This is a genomic window from Tenacibaculum sp., from assembly GCF_048269885.1.
Taxonomy (GTDB): domain Bacteria; phylum Bacteroidota; class Bacteroidia; order Flavobacteriales; family Flavobacteriaceae; genus Polaribacter.
This window is the reverse complement of record NZ_JBLWTZ010000002.1, coordinates 72,764-95,032: the sequence shown is the minus strand read 5'-3', so window position 1 is coordinate 95,032 and position 22,269 is coordinate 72,764. Positions and strand designations below refer to the sequence as shown.

15 protein-coding genes are annotated in these 22,269 nt (G+C 32.8%); 5 read left to right on the top strand and 10 right to left on the bottom strand.

Features of this window, described 5'->3' with window-relative positions:
• Window position 1: 1 nt before the first annotated feature.
• From ACN0WY_RS01730 to ACN0WY_RS01720, 3 genes are read right to left on the bottom strand one after another with little or no spacing between them, the layout of a single operon-like run.
• Window positions 2–1,441 (bottom strand): M20/M25/M40 family metallo-hydrolase, encoded by a 1,440-nt coding sequence (locus ACN0WY_RS01730; RefSeq protein ID WP_417799348.1) that lies wholly within the window; start codon window positions 1,439–1,441, stop codon window positions 2–4.
• Between the two features lie 49 nt (window positions 1,442–1,490).
• Entirely contained in the window at window positions 1,491–3,272 is a 1,782-nt protein-coding gene (locus tag ACN0WY_RS01725; RefSeq protein ID WP_417799347.1) for a hypothetical protein, read from the bottom strand.
• A gap of 39 nt (window positions 3,273–3,311) precedes the next feature.
• Window positions 3,312–6,332, bottom strand: a complete 3,021-nt coding sequence (locus ACN0WY_RS01720; RefSeq protein ID WP_417799346.1) for a tetratricopeptide repeat protein — start codon at window positions 6,330–6,332, stop codon at window positions 3,312–3,314.
• A 124-nt stretch (window positions 6,333–6,456) separates the two neighbouring features.
• Between ACN0WY_RS01720 and ACN0WY_RS01715 the strand changes: the two genes are divergently transcribed.
• Entirely contained in the window at window positions 6,457–7,140 is a 684-nt protein-coding gene (locus ACN0WY_RS01715) for a cell division ATP-binding protein FtsE (protein ID WP_330487449.1), read from the top strand.
• Window positions 7,141–7,346: 206 nt separating this feature from the next.
• Here the strand turns inward: ACN0WY_RS01715 and mdh are convergent, their stop codons facing one another.
• From mdh to gyrB, 4 genes are all read right to left on the bottom strand, one after another.
• Entirely contained in the window at window positions 7,347–8,273 is a 927-nt protein-coding gene (gene mdh / locus ACN0WY_RS01710; RefSeq protein ID WP_417799345.1) for a malate dehydrogenase, read from the bottom strand.
• Between the two features lie 147 nt (window positions 8,274–8,420).
• Entirely contained in the window at window positions 8,421–10,277 is a 1,857-nt protein-coding gene (locus ACN0WY_RS01705; RefSeq protein ID WP_417799344.1) for a hypothetical protein, read from the bottom strand.
• Between the two features lie 121 nt (window positions 10,278–10,398).
• Window positions 10,399–11,424: a DUF6588 family protein gene (locus ACN0WY_RS01700; RefSeq protein WP_417799343.1), complete on the bottom strand. Its 1,026-nt coding sequence runs from the start codon at window positions 11,422–11,424 to the stop codon at window positions 10,399–10,401.
• 91 nt (window positions 11,425–11,515) lie between these two features.
• A complete protein-coding gene (gene gyrB / locus ACN0WY_RS01695) occupies window positions 11,516–13,453 on the bottom strand; it encodes a DNA topoisomerase (ATP-hydrolyzing) subunit B (RefSeq protein WP_330487445.1) in 1,938 nt (645 codons plus the stop codon).
• A gap of 428 nt (window positions 13,454–13,881) precedes the next feature.
• Between gyrB and ACN0WY_RS01690 the strand changes: the two genes are divergently transcribed.
• Window positions 13,882–15,060 carry a DUF3103 family protein gene (locus tag ACN0WY_RS01690; RefSeq protein ID WP_330487444.1) on the top strand — a complete coding sequence of 393 codons (1,179 nt, stop codon included), beginning with the start codon at window positions 13,882–13,884 and terminating at the stop codon, window positions 15,058–15,060.
• 107 nt (window positions 15,061–15,167) lie between these two features.
• Here the strand turns inward: ACN0WY_RS01690 and ACN0WY_RS01685 are convergent, their stop codons facing one another.
• From ACN0WY_RS01685 to asnB, 3 genes are all read right to left on the bottom strand, one after another.
• Window positions 15,168–16,220, bottom strand: a complete 1,053-nt coding sequence (locus tag ACN0WY_RS01685) for a helix-turn-helix domain-containing protein (protein ID WP_417799342.1) — start codon at window positions 16,218–16,220, stop codon at window positions 15,168–15,170.
• 148 nt (window positions 16,221–16,368) lie between these two features.
• Window positions 16,369–16,899, bottom strand: coding sequence for a hypothetical protein (locus ACN0WY_RS01680; RefSeq protein ID WP_330487442.1), 531 nt, complete (start codon window positions 16,897–16,899; stop codon window positions 16,369–16,371).
• A gap of 239 nt (window positions 16,900–17,138) precedes the next feature.
• The gene (gene asnB, locus ACN0WY_RS01675; protein WP_417799341.1) at window positions 17,139–18,800 is read right to left on the bottom strand and encodes an asparagine synthase B; all 1,662 of its coding nucleotides are present in this window, start codon (window positions 18,798–18,800) and stop codon (window positions 17,139–17,141) included.
• A gap of 383 nt (window positions 18,801–19,183) precedes the next feature.
• Between asnB and ACN0WY_RS01670 the strand changes: the two genes are divergently transcribed.
• The 3 genes from ACN0WY_RS01670 to trpD all read left to right on the top strand — a co-directional run bounded on the left by ACN0WY_RS01670 (window position 19,184) and on the right by trpD (window position 22,252).
• Window positions 19,184–20,575, top strand: a complete 1,392-nt coding sequence (locus ACN0WY_RS01670) for an anthranilate synthase component I family protein (protein WP_417799340.1) — start codon at window positions 19,184–19,186, stop codon at window positions 20,573–20,575.
• An 83-nt stretch (window positions 20,576–20,658) separates the two neighbouring features.
• A complete protein-coding gene (locus tag ACN0WY_RS01665; protein ID WP_417799339.1) occupies window positions 20,659–21,252 on the top strand; it encodes an anthranilate synthase component II in 594 nt (197 codons plus the stop codon).
• 10 nt (window positions 21,253–21,262) lie between these two features.
• Window positions 21,263–22,252 carry an anthranilate phosphoribosyltransferase gene (trpD, locus tag ACN0WY_RS01660; RefSeq protein ID WP_330487438.1) on the top strand — a complete coding sequence of 330 codons (990 nt, stop codon included), beginning with the start codon at window positions 21,263–21,265 and terminating at the stop codon, window positions 22,250–22,252.
• Window positions 22,253–22,269: the final 17 nt, after the last annotated feature.

The window sequence follows — 22,269 nt, the reverse complement described above, 5'->3', positions numbered from 1 at the left end:
ATTAAGGTTTTAAAGCTTCTTCGTTGTATAAATATGTATCCATTAAATATACAATACTCGCCATAGAGGCGCTACCTAGTTCTAATTCGCGTTTATTAACTTTGTCAAACGTATCTGTAGCGGCATGATGGTAATCAAAATAGCGCTGTGAATCTGGTCGGTAGCCTACTAAGGTAACATGGTCGTCTTTTAAAGGACCGATATCTGCACCGCTACCTCCAGCAGTAATATCATGTAATCCGTAAGGAGCCAACAGCTTTTTCCAGCTTTGAACTAGTTGTAAGTTTCTTTCATTAGCATCGATAGAAAAACCTCTAGGGGTATGACCACCTGCATCAGATTCTAATGCTCCAATATGTAATTCGTTGTTTTGTTTGGCTAAACGAGCATATTCTGTTGCTCCTCGTAAACCATTTTCCTCATTCATAAAAAAGACAATGCGTACGGTGTTTTTTGGTTGAATATTGTTCTTTTTTAATAGATAAGCAACTTCTAAAGACTGTACAATTCCTGTTCCATCATCGTGTGCTCCTTCTCCTAAATCCCAAGAATCTAAATGTCCACCAATTACCATAATTTTGTTAGGGTATTCACTTCCTTTAATTTCTCCTACAACATTGTGTGAAGGGGCATCAGGTAAGTTTTCACAACTTTGTTTAAAGTAAAACTGTAAGTTAGGTTTTTCTTGTAAATGCTTACTTAAATTTTCTGCAGCACGAGAACTTATAGCAGCTGCTGGAATGTATTCTTCTTTTGGAATATCGCCGTACCCCATAGAACCTGTGTGTGGATAATCATCAATTCCGTTAGTCATAGAACGAACAATGACTGCTTTTGCTCCAAATTTTCCAACTATAGCAGCTCCGCCATAGCGCTGTCCTACACAGCCTCCATAAGCTTGGAAGGTATTAATAAGTGTGTTGTCAAAAGCACCGTTAAAGAACACAATTTTTCCGTTGGCTTTATCTCCTAACTTTTTGGCTTCTTCAATGTTTTTAACTTCAATAACTTCAGCAGTAATTCCATTAGTTGGTGTTGCAATTGAACCTCCTAAAGCACAAATGGGAACATTTATTTTTTCTCCGTTAAATTCATAATGAGCAACTTCTTTTTCTCCACGAACCCAATGAGGTACCATAACAGGTTGTAGCCAAACAGAGTCTAAACCAACTTCTTTCATGAGTTTTTCTCCCCAAATAACAGACTTAGCAGCTCCTTCTGATCCTGATAAACGACTTCCAATGTTTTGTGTTAAATCGCGTAACCATTCGTATGATTTACCCTGGGTAAGTGCGGTACTGAATAGTTTTTTTATCTGTGTAGAGTCTTGTTGGTAGTTTACTTCTGTATAAGTATTAGAAGCGGTAGTAAGTTGTTTTTGTTCTGTTTTACAAGCAAAAAAAGCAATGCTTGTAAGTAGTAAAAAGGTTCGTTTTTTCATTTGGGTATTCGTTTTAACACCCTAAATGTAAGTTTTATATTTTAATTGTTTAGAACAAGGTGTCAAACTTCCAAGTTAAACCTCCCATTGCTTGAAATCCTTGTACGTTAAAGTTATTGAATCGTTGATAGCTGTTGTTTAAAACATTATTTAGGTTTAAGAACACAGAAAAAGAATCATCAAAATGATAGCCTCCATTAAAGTTTACATCAAAATAACTTTTTAAGTCTATCGAAGTAAAGGTCTCAGCAGGTAAAGTATCATAAACTCGTCCATTACGATTTCCTACGAAGTATAAGTTAGCACCAGCAAACCATTTAGTAGTTTTGTAGGTTCCAAAAACTTCTCCTTTTATCTTAGGTGTGTTCCAAGCTTCTGTTTCGTTGGTTAAGGTAAATTTATTAAACTGTGCATTCGCTCCAATAGTCAAGTTTTTTATACCATCAAAGGCAACTTCACCAAAGAAGGTCATTAACTTAATATCATCATAAATAACTTTAAAAGAGTTTCCATATTCATATCCGTAGAATGTAAACCCGTTAGTTCCAGCAATGTTATCACCTTCCGATTTTGATTGATTCAGCACAAAAAATGGATTATTTTCAATATCAGCATAGCTTACTTTTGCATGATAACTAAATTGATGGTTTAGCTTACCTCTAATTCCTCCAAAAGCATCAAACTTTTTATTAGTTTGTCTCATGTCAAGAGTGGGAGACAAATATGGATTGTTATCTGTAAAAGATTGATACATATTTGTGGTTAAATCACCAGAAGCACCAACAAATACATTTGCTAGTTCTTTAACGATAGGATAAGAAATCTCCACGTCAGGATAGATGAAAAAAATGTTTTCACTATTTTCTGTATCCATTGAAAAGTAACTTTTAGCTCCTAATTGAATTGCTAAATCTTGTACATTGAATTTATAAGTAGGGTGCACTCCAAGTGTGATGAACTTATACTCTATAGGAGTTACGGCGTCGTAAGCGTAAGCATACGAGCCTCCTAAATAATGCATAGTAGTATTTACATACAAATCGTTTAATTGACGGTGAAAATTATCTAAAGGAAAACGAAATTGTGCATTACCATCCACTAAAAACTCTGCGCTTTCAAATGAATCTGAAAAAAATGAAATTGCGCCATTTGCTTCGTCCAAATAAGAGTCGTCTGGTTTTACTTGACCGAAGATTTTGATATGATTGTAACTTTGACCTTCTTCAATAGCACTTAAAGTGGCTTCGGTAAACGTAATATTGGTGGGCAAACCATACCAGTTGTATTTGTCTTTTTCAGCATCTAAACCAGCCGACCATTGAAAGTAACGTTCTTGTTGAGTATAGTTTAAGTTTAGGTCAATATTATAAAAAGTACTACTTAATTCTGTGTCAGCTACAGGGTCAGATGATAATAAAAACTTTAAATGCGCTCCTAATTCACTATTGTAGCTTTCACTACGTCTTACATAGGCTTCTAAAAAGGGTGAAAGTACGTTTCCGAATCCAACCGATACGTAGTTTGGGTATAACTTTTCTCTTTTGCCCAAGTCAACTTTTTTCATTGTTCCACTTTTGGGGATAAAAGTAGAGGCAACAGGCACTGAAAATATTTGATATTCTAATGCTTTTTTCTGAGTTTCTTTAGTGTGTTCAATTACAGGTTTCTGCTTTATTTTAAAAGCATCCGTAATTTTAGGAACATATGAAGTTACCACATTTACAACTTCGGTTTTTATAATAGTGTCTTTTGTTTTATTAGTGACGTTTTTCTCTTGCGCATTTGTATATGCTACTACAAATAACACAAGTAAACTTAAGTGCTTTTTCATCGATCTAGTCATTTAACTTTCGTTTGTTATTAACAAATTTTAGTTTTGGGTAGTTACTGATTCGTTTGTTTTTGCTTCTTTATTTTTAATGGTACGAAGCTCGTTTTTTGCTTCCTCAATTACATCTTTATACTGTGTAAAGTTTTTGATGATGTTCTCCAAGATATATGTTGCTTGGTAGGCATCTTTTAAAGCGTAATAATTTTTTGCCATAATTATATAACTTTTAACTCCCCAGTACTTATATGATGAGTAGTTAGCAATTAAATCTTGTACAGCTTTAGTAGATGCTTCGTATTCTTTATTCTCATGTAAAAAGAAAGCATTGTAATATAAACATTCAGCTTTCAGTTCACCGGTAGCTTTTTTACTAGCTTCATTAAAATATTCTTCAGCAGTTAAAAAATCATTGTTTTTGAAAGAAGAGCGTGCTAAAATAATTTTAGCATCTTCAGCAATATTAGTATCTATTTTTCCTTTTGTTAACACTTTTTCTGCATAGTTGATAGCATTACTATAAGCCTCTTTTTTATAGTATCCTTTCATTAAATTACTTTGAGCAAAAATGATGTTTTGCGGATAGTTAGCTTCTTTTTCTAATTGTTGTAGGACTAAAATACCGTTGCTCCAATCTTCTTTTTGTAAATAAATGTTAGCTAACTTGGTTAAAGATTCTTCTGTAAACTCACTTTTAGTTTGCTTGTTTACGTATGTGTAGTGAGGAATAGCTTTATCAAATAACTTTGTGTTGTTATACGCTTGAGCTAAGTAAAAATGAGATTTTAATACGTTAATTCCATTAGGGAATTGTTGTAAGTATTTATTGAAACCTTCAATAGCCTTAGTGTTGTTGTTCTCTAGGAACTTATTTTCAGCAGATTGATAAGTGGCGTTGTCTAATTCTACATTGGTAACATTAGCAAAAGGGATGTTTTTAACCCAAGTGGCATATTCATCTACTTTACCAATATCGATGTATACATTTTTAACGTTGGTTACTGCTTGTTTTGCTTCGTTAGAATTTGGATGTTTAGCAACTACTTCTTTATATTTTTCAATAGCTTTTCTGTTATTGTTGTTGCTATAATACAGTAACCCTTGGCGTAATAATACATTTGGAATGTAGTTGCTTTTTGGGTGGTTCTTTAATAAACGTTCGTAAGTTTTTTGTGCCTTTGACGCATTATTCATGGTGGTGTACGTGGTTGCTAACTGAAATAAAGCATCATCTTTTAATTGAGAACCTTCATAATTACTAATTAAAGTTTCAAGTTCTTGGGCTTTAGCATCATTCTTACCTAAAAAGCCATTACTCATAGCTGTTTGATATTGCGCATAATCAGCCCCTACACCACCTTCTTGAATTACTTTATTATAAGCTTTAATAGCGTTTGTGTAGCTTTTCGAAGCATAAAAAGAATCTCCCAAACGATTAGAAGCATCATCATTTAAATCGTTGTCATCCAAATTTTGTTCTAAAAATTGCTGAAAGTATTTTGCAGCATTAGGATAACTTTTTAGTTTGAAGTTGGTGTACCCAATTTGGTAATTTAGCATCTTAGCTTCGTTAATCTCTTTATCAGTAACCGATAAGAAGTGTTTAAGGGCATTTTGATAATTTCCCAAAGAATATTCGGTTTCAGCTAACCAATATGCCCCTTTATTGCTCACAATAGTATTTTCTGATTGCGTTGCATTTATAAAGTATGGTTTGGCTTCTGTTATTTTAGTTTCGTTGTATAATTGAATACCTCTGTATAAAGAAACTTCATTGATAATACTTTTACTTTCTGGAGTCTCTGAAGTGCTTAAAAAATCCAAAGCACCTTGATAATCTCGTTGGTGTAAGTATGAGGTCACTAACAAATTACTAATTTCAGCAGCATTTGGAGAGGTTGGGTATTTCGCTAAGAAGCCTTTTAAAACATCAGGAACACTTTCGTAGGGGTTCCCTTCTTCGTAACTTAATTTTGCGTAATTTAAAGAAGAGCTTTGAGTAATTTGAGCATCGAAATCCATTTCACTAGCATTCTTGAAGGCGTTTAAAGCTTCTGGTTTTTTATCTAGTTCTAAATAACATTCTCCTAAATGGTAATAAGCATTTTGCGCTACTTTATTATTTCCCCCTATAATTTTATTAAAGTTGCTAATAGCAGTTTCGTAGTCTTTTTGTTGATAGTAAGCATAGCCTAAATAATAGTAATCGGTATTTGTCCAACGACCATTTTTACCTTTATATTCTTTTAAATAAGGAATAGCTTCTTCGTATTTTTTTAGATTGAAATAACTTTCCCCAACAATTTTAGAAATTTCTGAAGTTTCTTTTGGGTCTTTTGTAGTTGTTAATAATTGCTCTCCAATTTGAATTGATTTATCAAATCTTCCAGCTTTAAAACTAATATCTAATATATAGTAGTTTGCTTTTGCTTGGTAAGTAGCATCGTTTGCTAGTTGACTTAAATTGTCTTCAGCTTCTCCAAAATTTTCTTGCTTGTAGGCAATGTATCCGTAGTAATAACGAGCGTCGTTACCATAAATAGGATTTCCTAACAGGGTTTGAAAGCGGGATTTGGCATCTCTTAAGTAATTAGAAACCAATAGGGCATACCCCATTTTATAATTGAGTTCATTTTTTTCTTCCAGACTCAATAGCTTTTCATTTACTTTTTGATACCATTTTAAGGCGTGTGCCGCTTTTCTGTTGGCAAAATAATAATTACCAACATTTAAAAAAGCCTTCTCTTTTTTATTGTTGTACGGGTAGTTTTGAACGAATTGATTAACTCTATCATCAGCATCATCTTGCTGTAATTTTATTGCGCACATAGCATCGTAATAGTCAGCATCAGCTTTTAAATTATGATGCTTTTCAGAGTTTACAGAAACTTCACGGAAAAGTTCTTGTGAAGCAGCATATGCTTTATTGTTGTATAAACGTATTGCTTTATGAAAATCGGCATTTGCATCAGTGTTTATAGCCGATTCTTGCGCTATTACCGCTGTTGTAATGGTTAAAAAAAGAAATAAGTAGCAGCTTTTTTTGAAACAGTTAAATCTCATATTTTTTAGTTATCTAGAAACTATAACGTTAGTTTTTTATTTTTGTTGGGAGACTTTTTATCAAAAGTAAGAAATGTTACAGAATTACGTTATAAAATTTTAGATTTGTAAAAAACTACATTCCATGGAAAATCCTGTTTTACACCTTGAAAACGCAGATATTTATCAACAAGACAATTTAGTATTGTCAAAAGTAAATTTTACCCTGAATAAAGGTGATTTTTATTATTTAATCGGAAAAACAGGAAGTGGAAAAAGTAGTTTGTTAAAAACCTTGTATGGAGATTTACGTTTACAACGTGGTTTAGGAAGTATCGTTGATTTCGATTTAAAGAAAATGAAAGAAAAGGATATTCCTTTTTTAAGAAGAAAACTAGGGATTGTTTTCCAGGATTTTAAATTGTTAAACGATAGGAATGTTTATGAGAATTTAGAATTTGTATTAAAAGCTACTGGTTGGAAAGATAAAAATGAAATGAAAGATAAAATTCATGAAGTTTTAGATAAGGTAGGGATGAAGGAGAAATACTATAAAAAAACTTTTGAACTGTCGGGAGGAGAGCAGCAGCGTGTAGCAATTGCCAGAGCGTTATTAAATGATCCTGAGTTAATTTTAGCAGATGAGCCAACTGGGAACTTAGATCCTAAAACGTCATTAGAGGTGATGGAGTTATTGAATGAAATTCATCAAAGTGGAAAAACGATTCTTATGGCAACGCACGATTATCAATTAATTGTGAAATTTAAACAGAAGGTGATTAAATGTGAGGGAGGGGAATTGTTTGAAGTGGTACAGCAAGCAGTATAGTATATAAAAACAAACCCACTTCAAGAATGAAGTGGGAAAATTGCTATGAAAAACTATGAAAAGAAACACTACTAATGCTTCTCTATTATAAAGACGCCCAGATGGGCAAAATCTTACACAGTAATTGGAATTTTAACAAAAGTTTATAAAAAAAACCTGAGTAATTTTATTACTCAGGTTTTTAAATATTTGAGACTGTTAACTTCTTAGAAAGTTAAAGCAGTGTTGTTGTTTTTAACGGCTTCAGCTGAAGAAGTTAAAGCTGCTTTTTCTTCTTCGCTTAAGTTAATTTCAACGATTTTTTCTATTCCGTTTTTACCTAATACTACTGGTACACCAATGCATAAATCAGTTAAACCGTATTCTCCTTCTAACAAAGCTGAACAAGGATAGATTTTCTTTTGGTCACAAGCAATAGCTTGTACTAATCCAGATACAGCAGCACCTGGAGCATACCAAGCAGAAGTACCTAATAAACCAGTAAGGGTAGCACCACCAACTTTAGTATCTTGTTTTACTTGCTCTAATCTTTCTGCTGATAAGAATTCAGATACAGGTACAGAGTTACGAGTAGCTAAACGCGTTAAAGGTACCATTCCTTTGTCAGAGTGGCCACCAATAACCATTCCGTCAACATCAGAAATAGGAGCTTCTAAAGCTTCTGCTAAACGATATTTGAAACGAGCAGAGTCTAAGGCACCACCCATACCAATAATTCTGTTTTTAGGTAATCCAGTCGCTTTGTGTACTAAATACGTCATTGTATCCATTGGGTTAGATACTACGATGATGATTGTATTAGGAGATTGCTCAACTAAGCTAGCAGCTACTGATTTTACGATACCAGCATTGATTCCTAATAACTCATCACGAGACATTCCTGGTTTACGAGCAATACCTGAAGTAATTACACAGATGTCTGATCCAGCAGTCTTGCTATAATCTCCTGTTGTTCCTGTAATTTTAGTGTCAAAACCATTTAAAGAAGCAGTTTGCATTAAGTCCATTGCTTTACCTTCAGCAAAACCTTCTTTAATATCAACTAAAACAACTTCAGAAGCGAAATTTTTAATAGCAATGTACTCAGCACAACTTGCACCTACAGCACCTGCTCCTACAACCGTTACTTTCATTTTATATATGTTTTTTGTAATTAATTATGTTTATAAGTGCGGAATCCGCACAAGATGCACAAAAATAGCGATTTGGCTATGGATATAAAAGAAAAGCTTCCTTAAATTTAAGGAAGCTTTTTTAGGTTATTTATACTTAGATTTTGATTAAAATTTGTGAGCAGATATTAATGTATTGTTTTCGTTGATAAATACCATATTATCTACTTTGTCTATCACGTAGTTTGGTGTTTTGTCTAATAGGTCTATTTCTTTATCAATGGTACCAGTTTTCTTATCAACCTTAATAATTTTATGAATTGATGGAAGGTCTTGTCTTTTTACTTTTGTAACAATAAATTGGCTTCCTTTAGTAATTTTTGAATTGTAAAAACGTTTTGAAGTTATATTAAAAATTTCGTGCATATTTCCATCACCAGTTCCTACATATAAACCTGCTATTTGAGAAGTTTCAGAAGTTCCATCAGTTTGGTCTTTTGAAGTTCTATAAGCTCCGTTTGATAGATCATTCAACATTTCAATGTTATCTAAAGAGCCTTGTATGTCAAAATCAACACCAGCAAACGCCAGACCAAGTTGTGCTACTCTAGTTAATCCTTGTATTGAAGAGGCAGGTTTGTAGTAATTAGAATATTTAATTGTTCCATCAGGTTTTAATAAAGAGATGTGTTGGTCGGTGTATAATAAATATCCTTCTCCTTTTATATATTCAGCAACTAAAGGAGTTTTTCTTTTTACTTCTTCTAGTCTAATATCATCAGCAAACTGATTAATTTCACCTGATTCTAAATCGAATTTATATCCTTTTCTATTTTCAAAAAGAATCACTTTGTTTTCATTTTCATCATAGGTGACAGCAGGAATTGATTTGAACTTTACATCTCTTCTCCAAACGTCTTTTCCTTTTTCGTAGTCTAAAATATTAGACCTCTCAGTTGAAATGTATAAAACTCCTTTTTCAGTAGGGGTTATGTAGTAAGCATATCCATTAACGTTAGTGTTCCATATTTTTTTACCTTCGGGTGAAACTAGAGCAATAGATCCTTTCTTTTCGTCTTTTCCAATAGCTATAAAACCTTTTTCATGAGGTATTACCTCATTTAAATAATCTATTTTAAAGCTTTTCTTCCATTTAAATAAATTAGTTTCAGGGTTTATAATGTTAAAACCTTCTGTTTCTACTAAAATTAAATCACCATTACTATTAGATGTAACGTCTATTAATTCTCCTCTTAATTTTAATTTACCAGGGGTTATGTCTGCACCAGTGTCTGGGTTTAACACTAGTAATTTGCTAGATTTTTTTATACCAACATATAGGTTGTTGTTTTTTTCTGAGTATACTAGAGCATTAACTTTCTTTTTAGTTTTATGTTTCCATACAATTTCTCCGTTAGAGAAGTTAATAGCAAAAATTTTGTCTTTAATACCAATAACTAAGTTATTAGAAGAGGTGAAAAAAGGCCCATGATTAATAAATGAACTACCTGCTAGTTTTTTGAAAATATTACCAACTTCCCCTAGGTCAATAATCCAATTTAGTTGGCTTTTAACTAAATCGAAATTCATAAGTTTTTGTTTTTTATTATCAAGTAATTCAAATAGAATTATTCCTTTGTCTTGAAGTAAGGTGTAGTCTTTAATTCTGTAACCTTTATCCTTAGTGTCGAAAACAATTTCACCGTTGCTAGAATTAAGTATAATTCCTCTAACTTTTCCTACTATAGGAGCATATTCAACGTAGAAGAATGGTAAGCCATCGATGTTTAAAAAAGTGTTTTTGTCAACCGCTTTTAATTCTTTATTGTGCCATAGAATTTCTCCTGTATTATTATTCATGGCTAATAGCCCTTTTGCTCCAGAAGCTATAATATTACCGTCACTAGTTTGTTTAATCCATCCAACTTGATAAAGTTCTTTCTTAAGATCTTTTTTCCAAATTTCGTTTTGAGCGGAAACGAACATAGAAGTTAATAGAAATAATAAGAATAATTTTGTTTTCATAACACTTAAAAATTAAGAGGTTAAAATTTTGTTAAATTAAAAATTAGTCACGAATATAGAGATTAAAAAAATCCTATTTTACAAAATAGGATTTTTTATTATGCATTTTATAAAGTGAGTCTTATCTAAAGCTAAAAGCAATACCTGCATTAACAGAGTTATACTCTTGTAAGGTGTAACTTCCGAAGATTTTAAAGAAACCTAAACTTAAACGAGCACCTAATGTGGTGTTAAAACTACCAGAGCTAGAGCTTAGTGATAATGGATTTGTTCCTAGGTTCTCTCTCTCAGTTGTTCCTAATGGGGTTGTGTAAGTAGCGTAAAAGCTATCACCTCTCATATCTAAACTTGTGTTACCTCCATTATATCCAATACCTCCATAAATGTTGATTATAGGGAAGTTTAAAGAGGCTATAGCTTGAACAGTATATGAGTTTAATCTAAATTCAGTAATTGCATTTCTAGCTTCAATGTCTCCATTTACATCGCCAATAGTGTAATCTACATTCATATTTGTGTAGGCGGCTAATAAAGAAACATGTAAAGGAGTTTTATCCATTGGTCCAAACCAATCAGTGATTTCTTTTTTAACACCAATACCAAATAATCCACCTTTTACATCATCTGAACCTACTTTAGGAGAGTATCTAAGCATTGCTTCAAACTTAAAAGGAAGTCCTAAACCTACTTGGACAGATGGAGCAGGTACAGCATTGGCAGGTAAATCTTCTTTAATACCTTCAGGCATTGTGAAGTTAGCTTCAACTTGTTGTCCGTCTATAGTAGTAGTGTATGTTAATTCGGCAGGAGTTATAGAATTGCTTCCAGCAACTGTAGCTGTAGTGTTCTGGTTGTATGTAGTGTTACTAGATAATCCTATTTTTGTTAGATTAAACATTTCATCTTCCGAAGGTATAAAAGATGCATTTGCTCCGATAGAAATATCAAAACCAAATTTTTTATGAACTTTAGCAGTGTGATACCAACCATTATTCATGCTATAAATAAAACCTTTCATAGCAGGATCTAAATAAGCATTCGTTAATTTGCTAGCATCTTCTTTTGCTAATAAAATAGTTTCTAATTCCTGAGCTTTAAGACTAAAGCTTACCATTAAAGTTAAAAGTGGTAAAAGAATTTTTTTCATAATTATGAGGGTGTTGTTTTAAGAAGTAAAAATATAAAATAAAAAAAAGCTCAATAATATTAGTGAGCTTTTTTAAAGGTAAGAACATATTTTATGCATCAATATTCGCATATTTTGCATTCTTTTCAATAAAATCTCTACGTGGAGGAACTTCATCACCCATTAGCATAGAGAAGATTCTATCAGCCTCGGTTAAGTTATCGATAGTAACTTGTCGTAGTGTTCTAAACTCAGGATTCATGGTAGTGTCCCATAATTGTTCTGCGTTCATCTCTCCAAGACCCTTATAACGTTGAATAGTGACTGACCCACCCATTTTTTGAGCAATTAAATCACGTTGATTGTCATCCCATGCATACTCGCGTTTTTGTCCTTTTTTAACTAAATATAAAGGAGGAGTGGCAATGTAAATATATCCTTGTTCAACCATTTCACGCATGTAACGGAAGAAGAATGTTAAAATTAAAGTAGCAATGTGAGAACCATCTACATCGGCATCACACATAATAACTACTTTATGGTAACGTAATTTGGTCAAGTTTAATTCACGAGGGTCGTCTTCTGTTCCGATTGTAACTCCTAATGCGGTAAACATGTTTTTGATTTCTTCATTTTCAAAAACTTTATGTTGCATAGCTTTTTCTACATTTAAGATTTTACCTCTTAATGGAAGAATGGCTTGGAAATTACGATCACGACCTTGTTTTGCAGTACCACCTGCCGAGTCTCCCTCAACAAGGAATATTTCACATTGAGCAGGGTCAGTTTCAGAACAGTCAGATAGTTTACCAGGTAAACCACCAATACTCATTACTGTTTTACGCTGTACCATTTCACGAGCTTTACGTGCTGCATGACGTGCTTGCGCAGCTAAAATAACCTTTTGAACAATGGTTTTAGCGTCATTTGGATTTTCTTCTAAGTAATCCGTTAACATTTCAGAGACTGCTTGAGATACTGCGGCACTTACTTCACGGTTACCTAATTTTGTTTTTGTTTGACCTTCGAATTGAGGCTCTGCTACTTTTACAGATACAATTGCTGTTAATCCTTCACGGAAGTCATCACCAGCAATTTCGAATTTTACATTTTTAAGCAAACCAGATTCATCGGCATACTTTTTTAATGTATGAGTTAAACCACGACGGAAACCTGACAGGTGTGTACCGCCTTCGTGTGTATTAATGTTGTTTACGTATGAGTGTAAATTTTCAGCATATGAATCATTGTACACCATAGCAACTTCTACAGGAATGCCATTCTTTTCACCTTCCATAGAAATTACATCTTGAATAATTTGTGTTCTTGTTCCATCTAAGAACTTCACAAATTCAGATAAACCTTCTTCTGAATGAAATACCTCAGAAATATCGTTTCCTTCATCGTCCTGATTACGTTTATCTGTTAATGTAATGGTGATACCTTTGTTTAAGTATGCTAATTCACGCATACGTGTGGCTAAAGTATCGTAGTTGTATTCTGTTGTTTGTTGAAAGATAGATTTGTCTGGTAAAAACGTAACAATAGTTCCAGTAAAATCTGTATCTCCAATAGTTTTTACAGGGTATAAAGTTTTACCTCTTTCGTATTCTTGTTGCCAAATTTTACCTTCTTTGTGTACGGTTGCAGTTAAATGATCGGAAAGTGCGTTAACACAAGAAACCCCAACCCCGTGTAGTCCACCAGAAACTTTATATGAATCTTTGTCAAATTTACCACCAGCACCAATTTTGGTCATAACAACTTCAAGAGCAGAAACACCTTCTTTTTTATGAATTCCAACAGGAATACCACGACCGTTATCTTTTGTGGTAATAGAGTTGTCTTCATTAATAGTAACTTCAATAGTGTCACAGTGGCCAGCTAAAGCTTCATCAATAGAGTTGTCTACTACTTCGTATACCAAATGGTGCAATCCTCGTACTCCAACATCTCCAATATACATGGAAGGACGCATACGTACATGCTCCATTCCTTCTAACGCCTGAATACTATCGGCTGAATAATTATGTTTTTTTTCTTCGCTCATTATAAAGAGAATTAAATTAAAGTCTTTATCATAAAAAAAATCGCTGGAAAGCGATTGTTGTTGTCATACAAATTTACAATTTTTAAAACTTAAAATAAAGTTTTTAAGCGGTTTTTGTAATATTTTATCAACAATTGCTTGAGTGATAAAAAAGCTCTTAAAAAGGCTAAAAACACTTTTAAATTAGAATTTGAAGGTAAAAAAGAGGTTGGTATTAATCGTTCTTTTGCAAAATAGCTTATATGGCTTTAAATGCGTTAAAAAAAAGAAAGGTTATGAAATGAGTTTTTTAATGTTAAAAAAATGTATATAAACTAAAGTTTATGTGATGTTTGTGTTTCTTTTGTAAAAAATTAACATTTTTTAAGGTTTTTGTTATGTTTTTTACTAATATTGGGATTAGTATTAATATATAAAATATTTTAAAAATGAAAACCCCCCGAATTTTATTAGGAGCTTTATTAGCTTCGATGCTGTTTGTTGGTTGTAACAATTCAGAAGAATTAGTAACTGACGTGGAAAATTTAACAGAATCGCAAACTTCTGATTTTGTCAATAAGAAGGAAGCTACTTTTCAGTTTATTGATTTGATGAAAAATCAAGATTTTAAAGAGAAGACGCTTGAGTTATTGAATAATCAACAACCAAGTGTAGCGATGTCTAGAATTTTAGACCAAACTTCTGCGTTTGTGAGTCATGACGAATCGTATAAAAAGTTAATGTCTAAAACAACGATGTTGGAAGCGAGGGCGTCTAAAGATGCTGCGCCAGAAAAGATAGAGATTTTAGAAGTTTGGATGCATAATGGAGAGAGAATAGAGAATTTTTCTGAGGTGTTGTTTTCTTTTGCTCCTGAAGGAGATGAAAAAACATGGAAGAGAGTTGAAGCTTATACGATCGATAAAGAGGTTGTTTATCTTGATCCTAAAGAAGCGCCGAGTCAAACAGTTATTGTTATTGAAACCGACGGTTTTGAAACCCTAAAAAAAGAGGTGACTTATATGAATAAGTATCTTCAAGAAAGTGGAGTGCAAAACAATAGGTTCCTAAATTCTTCATTAGATTTAAGTGCAAAATCTGCAAGAAATACAGGTTTGGAGACCACAAAGTTAGATAAGATAAGGTTAAATGATGATGAAGAGCCATGGATTAGTGGTGCCGCTGAGGTATATGCAATAACATCAGGAATTAAAGATGATGAAAACAATCCTGAAATTAAGATAATACCTATGTATTATTTAGATCATGATGATACTGATTATTATCCAAATCAAATATTGTTATTTTGGGATGACTATCAGTACCAAGCTGCGAATATTCAGTTATTTGAAAAAGATGATAATACCAATTATAAAGATTTAGTTGCTGCTATTGTAAACGGTGTTTTTCAAATTATTGGAACAGTGTCAACGCAACCTTGGGTTAGTGTTTTGGGACAAGTTGCTGGAGCAATAATTCAAGCGATGCCAGACAGTTGGTATGCGAATAATGATGATTATGTAGATTCTTTTTATACTATTGAAAAAAATAAGAGCTACTATAATTACTACGGAGCTAGAAGAAATGCAAAGGTGAACTTATCTCCTTTTTATGTAGCGCCAAATTAAAAGGTAAGAGATAAGTAAGTGAAAGAGCATTCTGAGTTTTCAGAGTGCTTTTTTTATGAATAAAACTATGAGAGTTGTATGTTGTAAGGGAAGCTTAGAGGAACTTTTTATTTTGAAAGTTCCTTAGGGCAGATGCCAAATTTTTTCTTAAAACAATTAGAAAAATAGGAACTGCTATTAAACCCTACATCTGTTGAAATTTGGCTTATAGCAGAGGAACTCATTGTTATTGAGTCTATAGATTTTAAGAGCCTAAATTCTTTTAATAGTTGGCTAATCGATTTTCCTGTAATGTCTTTACAATTTCTGTATAGTTTGGTTTTAGACATCATCATTAAAGTACATATACTAGAAACGTTAAACTTAGGGTTCTGGTAATTTTTTGAAAGGATGTCTATAAATGAAAGGATGAAAGATTCTTTTTCAGGAGTCAACCAATAGGTTTTTTTCAACCCAGAAAGTAAAGGAGGCATGTTTCTTGTTTTTGAAAAAACGATGAGTGGTTCTTTCTTTTTTATTAGATAAAGTAGTTTTGTGAGCTTAGGAGTTATTTGAATAGAAGTATTTTCTTTGCCATTGTTTAAATGTGTGTACAAGATAATTTTAGTAGAACTGTTATCTGCCCTTTTGTTGAGCTTGTCTAGTATAGAAGCAGTACAGCCTAATGCATTTTTGACAGAGTAAAATGAAGCTATAATTTCCTCGTTGGCCTCTATTTGGTATCCTTTATAAGAAGTTATTAAATTTTGAATGATGGCTTTTTTAAATGATAAGGCTTCACAAGTTCTTGTCTTATTTACTAAAAGTGTTTTTTTGTTAAATATCTTAGCTAAAAAGTACACCGAATACTTTTGAGGTTCATAGAATGATTTGGATTGAATAGCTTTAAGTTGTTGAGCACTTTTTAAGAAGGCATAGACTAAATGGCTGTTGACAGAAGTTATTTTATAAGGATGAAGGTTGATGGACTGGTAGTACAATTTTTGGATAGAACTTTTGTTCGGTGCTTTTATCAAGAAAAAAACACTGTTTTTTTTATGGTCAATCCAGCAGTTAATACATTTTTTTAAAAGGATTTGTTGTAGTTTAGAATAAAAGGAGATAGCTAAATTAATAGCGGTGTTGTTGTTGGTTATATGTTGAATCAAATAAACAGACATGTGTAAAGTTAACAAATAGAAACTTGATAAGGGATCAACTTAGATGGAAAGAGGGAAAATTTTTAATAAATGGGGAAAAAACCTTAAAAAAAGTATTTTACGACACTCGTAAAATACTTTTTTATATTGTTGTAAATCAGCCTATTTTTTAATGAATGTTGCCATCGTAATCTAGTTTTAGGTTTTTTCGTTTTCCTTCATTTCTAATTTGAACCTTAAACACTTTTTTAGACTTACTATTACTTCTATAGGTTACGAGGTATACATCTTTGTGTATTTTCCATCCAGGGTATTTTTTTAGAATGGCAGTTCTAACTATTTGGGGTAAAAGGATATTTTTATAACGTTCAATTGAGCTAATAATTTTACCATTAGCATCGTAAGTAGCAGTTATTAATCCTGTTGTTCCTCCTTCTTTTTTTGTTTTGAAAATAACTTCGTAAGCTTCAAATTCTCTATCGAAAATAGGGTCTTCTGTGATGTCGTATCTAGCCGCTTCATTTTCTAGATTTTTAACTAGTTCAGGAGTGTCCTTGTGTTGAACTTCATTGAGATAGCTTAGGTTTAAAGGTTTGATAGTAACGGGTTCTAAAATAATATTTTTAGCAATGCCATTACTTTGAGAATGTACTAGGTTGGTTAAGCCTAGAAAAAGTAAACCAAATACAAATTTCTTCATAATACTAAGTTTTAGTGGTTGTTAAAAAAAAACGAGGAGTATGAGTAATAATTCGGTTTTTGAGAAGAACAAAATTAGTAGCAAAAAGAAAAATATGTTATTAAAATTGTTCTTATTACTATAAGAAATGATTCAAAGACAGTTAGTTTAACAAAGTTTTAAGTTTTTTTTACACAAAAAAATCCCGCAAAAGCGAGATTTTATCACAACTAAAATTTGAAAAAAAACTAAGAATTTTCTTAGTAAGCGTCTTCATGTACAGCTTTAATGGCTCTACCTGATGGTTCGTTTTGGTTTTGAAAACTTTTATCCCAAGCCAATGCTGTAGGTGTGCTACAAGCAATTGAAGGTACAGATGGAACTGTTAAGGCAGCAGTTTCACTAGGAAAGTGCTCTTCAAATATTGAACGATAATAGTATTCTTCTTTGGCTCTAGGTGTTTGCGTAGGAAAGCGATGTGAGGCATTGGCCATCATTTCATCAGTAACAGCTACTTCTACAACTTCTTTTAAGGTATCAATCCAATTATAGCCAACTCCATCTGAGAATTGTTCTTTTTGTCTCCAAGCGACTTCTTTAGGTAAGTAGCTTTCAAAGGCTTTTCGCAATACCCATTTTTCCATGCGTTCCCCGTTAATCATTTTATCTTCAGGGTTAATACGCATCGCAATATCCATGAATTCTTTATCTAAAAAAGGAACACGACCTTCAATTCCCCAAGCCATTAAGCTTTTGTTAGCACGTAAACAGTCGTATTGGTATAGCTTGTCTAATTTTCTAACAGTTTCTTTGTGGAACTCTTCTGCATTCGGAGCTTTGTGGAAGTATAAATACCCTCCAAAAAGCTCATCCGCACCTTCGCCAGATAAAACCATTTTTATTCCCATCGATTTAATAACACGTGCCATTAAATACATAGGAGTAGAGGCACGAACCGTTGTAATATCGTAAGTTTCTAGGTTGTAAATAACATCTTTTATAGCATCTAAGCCTTCCTGAATGGTAAAGGTTATTTCATGGTGAATAGTGTCAATATATTCCGATACTTTTTTAGCAGCAACTAAATCTGGAGAACCTTCTAAACCTATTGAAAACGAATGTAGCTGAGGGTACCAAGCAGCATCTTTATCACCTGATTCTACACGTTTAGCAGCGTATTTTTTTGCAATAGCAGAAGTGATAGAGGAGTCCAGTCCACCAGATAATAAAACACCGTATGGTACATCACTCATAAGTTGACGGTGAACAGCTGCTTCTAAAGCATCGCGCACTTCATTTATAGAAGTTTGGTTGTCTCTAACAGCTTCGTATTCCATCCAGTCACGAGCATACCATTTTTGTAATCCGTCTTCACGTGTATAATAGTGTCCCGGAGGAAAAATTTCAATTTTGTTACAAACTCCTTCTAATGCTTTTAGTTCAGAAGCCACATAAAAAGTGCCATGTTTGTCCCATCCCATGTATAAAGGGATGATTCCCATGTGATCACGAGCTACTAAATACTCATCGGTTATAGAATCGTATACAGCAAAACCAAAAATTCCGTTCAAATCATCTAAAAATTCTACCCCTTTTTCTTTGTATAAAGCTAAGATAACCTCACAATCAGATTTTGTTAAAAATTTATGTTGCTCCTTAAGTTGTTTTCTTATCTCTTTATGATTGTATATTTCTCCATTAGCGGCTAACACAAATCTACGATCATGGCTAAACAGAGGTTGCTGTCCAGAAGCTGGGTCAACAATTGCTAATCGCTCATGTGCCATAATTGCTTTTTCATCACTATAAATTCCGCTCCAATCTGGGCCTCTATGGCGAATTTTCTTTGCCATTTCTAAAATTTGAGGTCTTAGTTTATCTGAAGGTTGTTTTAAATCGAATGCACATACAATTCCACACATAATAATATCTTTTTATAAATTTTATTCTTTTGGGTTAATTTCTGGTACAAATAACAAGAGAATGTTTTTTAATTGTAAGTTAAAATAAAATTATAGTTATAAAATAATAGTTTTAATTGGTTTTTTGTGTTAAAGTGAAACTTGTTTTTGTTTATTTACTCAAATAGACTTACTATTTTTTAGTTGTAATAAATAATTTTAAAGAAAAGTTTGTAAAATCAAAATCACTTTATACATTTGTACTGTAATGATAAAACAACAATTAAATAACTGGTGGTGGAAAACTCATAACTTACGTTAGTGAGACCATACTGTTATATCTATAATACAACGAAAAGGCTTATCTCATGATAAGCCTTTTTTGTTTTTACATATTAAATAAAATGAAAAAAATTACCTTTAAAACAATAGCAAAAAAACAATTGGCAGACATGATAACGCCAGTTAGCTTGTATTTGAGAACAAGAGATAAGTATGCGAATAGTTTACTGTTAGAAAGTTCAGATTATCACAGTAAAGAGAATAGTTATTCGTTTTTGTGTATAGAACCGTTGGTAACCATCAAAACAGAAAATGATGAGTTGTTATTGTCGTATCGAAAAGAAGAATTAGAAAGAGAACCTATTCAAAGAAATTTTTACGAGAAGTTTGATGCGTTTAGTAATGTTATTTCGGTTGACTGTTCAGAGGAAATAAAATCATTTAATGGATTGTATGGTTATACGACTTTCGATGCTGTTCAGTACTTTGAAACAATTCAGTTAAAATCAGATAAGGCTCCTTCAGAAATACCTTTATTACAATATAGTTTTTTCCGATTTATTGTGGCCATCAGTCATTTTAAAAATGAAATGCTTTTAATAGAAAACATTCCAGAAGGAGAAGAATCTCGATTGTCAGAAATTGAAAACTTAGTAAATTCTCAATCGTTTGCTAAATATGACTTCGCTTTTGAAGGAGGAGAAACATCTAATATTACTGATGAAGAGTTTAAAGAAAGTGTAACAAAAGCAAAAGAACACTGTAAAAGAGGAGATGTTTTTCAGTTGGTATTATCACGTCAATTTCAACAACAATTTAAAGGAGATGAATTTAATGTATACAGAGCTTTACGCTCTATAAACCCTTCACCATATCTGTTTTATTTCGATTATGGAAGTTTTAAATTGATGGGGTCTTCGCCAGAAGCACAAATTAAAATAAATGAAGGGCAGGCAATTATCAATCCTATAGCTGGAACTTTTAGAAGAACAGGAGATGATGAAAAAGATAGGGTGTTAGCTAAAGAGTTGGCAAATGACCCAAAAGAAAATGCAGAACATGTAATGCTAGTTGATTTAGCACGTAATGATTTAAGTAAACATGCTACTAATGTAACGGTTGAAACCTATAAAGAAGTGCAATACTTTAGTCATGTAATTCACTTGGTATCTACAGTGACGGGAAAGATTACAGGAAACCCAATAGAAATTGTAGGGGATACGTTTCCGGCAGGAACCTTAAGTGGAGCCCCAAAATACAAAGCAATGGAGTTGATAGATAGGTACGAAAATCAAACGCGCGGATTTTATGGTGGATGTGTTGGTTTTATTGGACTGAACGGAAATGTAAATCAGGCCATCGCAATTCGTTCTTTTGTAAGTAAAAATAACACTTTGTTTTATCAAGCTGGTGCAGGAATTGTAATCAACTCTAAAGAAGAAAACGAACTACAAGAAGTGAATAATAAGTTAGCAGCACTCAAAAAAGCATTGGTGTTAGCAGAAGAAATATAAAATTAGAATTGAGATGTTTGTATTTAGATGTGGGATATACATGTTTTATCAATACTCAAACCTCAATACTCAATACTATAAATATGAAGATATTAATATTAGATAATTACGATTCGTTTACCTATAATTTGGTACACTATGTAGAAGACATTACAGGAAAGTTGCCTGATGTGTATCGTAACGACGAAATTTCAGTAGAAGAAATTATAAACTATGATGCCATTATTCTGTCACCAGGTCCCGGAATTCCTGATGAAGCAGGTATTTTGAAAGAAACAATTAAGACTTATGCAGGCAAGATTCCAATCTTTGGAGTATGTTTAGGGTTGCAGGCTATAACCGAAGTTTTTGGAGGCGAGTTAGAAAACCTGAACGATGTATTTCACGGAGTAGCTACCGAAATGAAAGTAACTAAAAATAACGCAATTACCTTTAAAAATATTCCAGAAACTTTCGAAGCTGCACGTTACCATTCTTGGATTGCCTCTCATACGAATTTTCCAGAGGAATTGGAAATAACAGCAATTGATGAAGAAGGAAGCATTATGGCATTACGTCATAAAGAATTTGCTATTGAAGCCGTACAGTTTCATCCAGAAAGTATTTTAACTCCTGAAGGAAAAAAGATGATTCAGAATTTTATTGCTTTTGCCAAAAGTCAAAAGCCAAAAGCTTAAAGCCATTCACATGAAAAAAATACTAAACATACTATTTGAACAAAAACGATTGACCGAAGCACAGTCGAAAGAGGTATTGATAAATATTGCACAAGAAAAATACAATGCTTCACAAATAGCAGCATTTATTACGGTGTTTTTAATGCGCCCAGTTTCAGTAGACGAGTTATCAGGATTTAGAGAAGCTTTATTAGAATTGGCGATAAAAGTAGATTTATCGGATTTTAATACAATTGATTTATGCGGAACAGGAGGCGATGGAAAAAACACCTTCAACATTTCAACGCTAACCTCGTTTATTGTTGCAGGAACGGGACATAAAGTTGCAAAACACGGTAATTATGGGGTGTCTTCCGCATCGGGTTCTTCTAATATGTTAGAGTTTTTAGGATATAACTTTACGAATGATGAAACCACCTTGAAACGTCAGTTAGATGAAGCAAACATTTGTTTTTTACACGCACCGTTATTTCATCCAGCAATGAAAGTTGTAGCGCCTATTCGAAAAGAATTAGGAGTGAAAACATTTTTCAATATGCTAGGACCTTTGGTAAATCCAAGCTGTCCGCAAAATCAGTTAGTAGGAGTGTTTAATTTAGAGGTTGCTAGAGTGTACAATTATATGCTACAGCAATCAAATGTAAACTATGGTGTGGTGCATGCATTAGACGGGTACGACGAAATATCATTAACAGGAGACTTTAAGTTGTTTACGAAAGAAGCAGAGCAGCAAGTTTCTCCATCAGATGTAGGGCAAAAACAAATTGCTCCATCAGCTATTTTTGGAGGAAATACAGTGAAAGAAGCTGCGGATATATTTGTAAATATTATTAAAGGAAAAGGTACAGAAGCGCAAAATAATGTGGTGTTAACTAACGCGGCATTTGCCTTAAAAACCTTCGATAAAAATAAGAGTTTTGAAACTGCATTTGAAGAAGCAAAAGATTCGTTATTAGGGTTAAAAGCGAAAGAATGTTTAAATAAATTAATTACGAATTAGTAATTACGAATTATAAG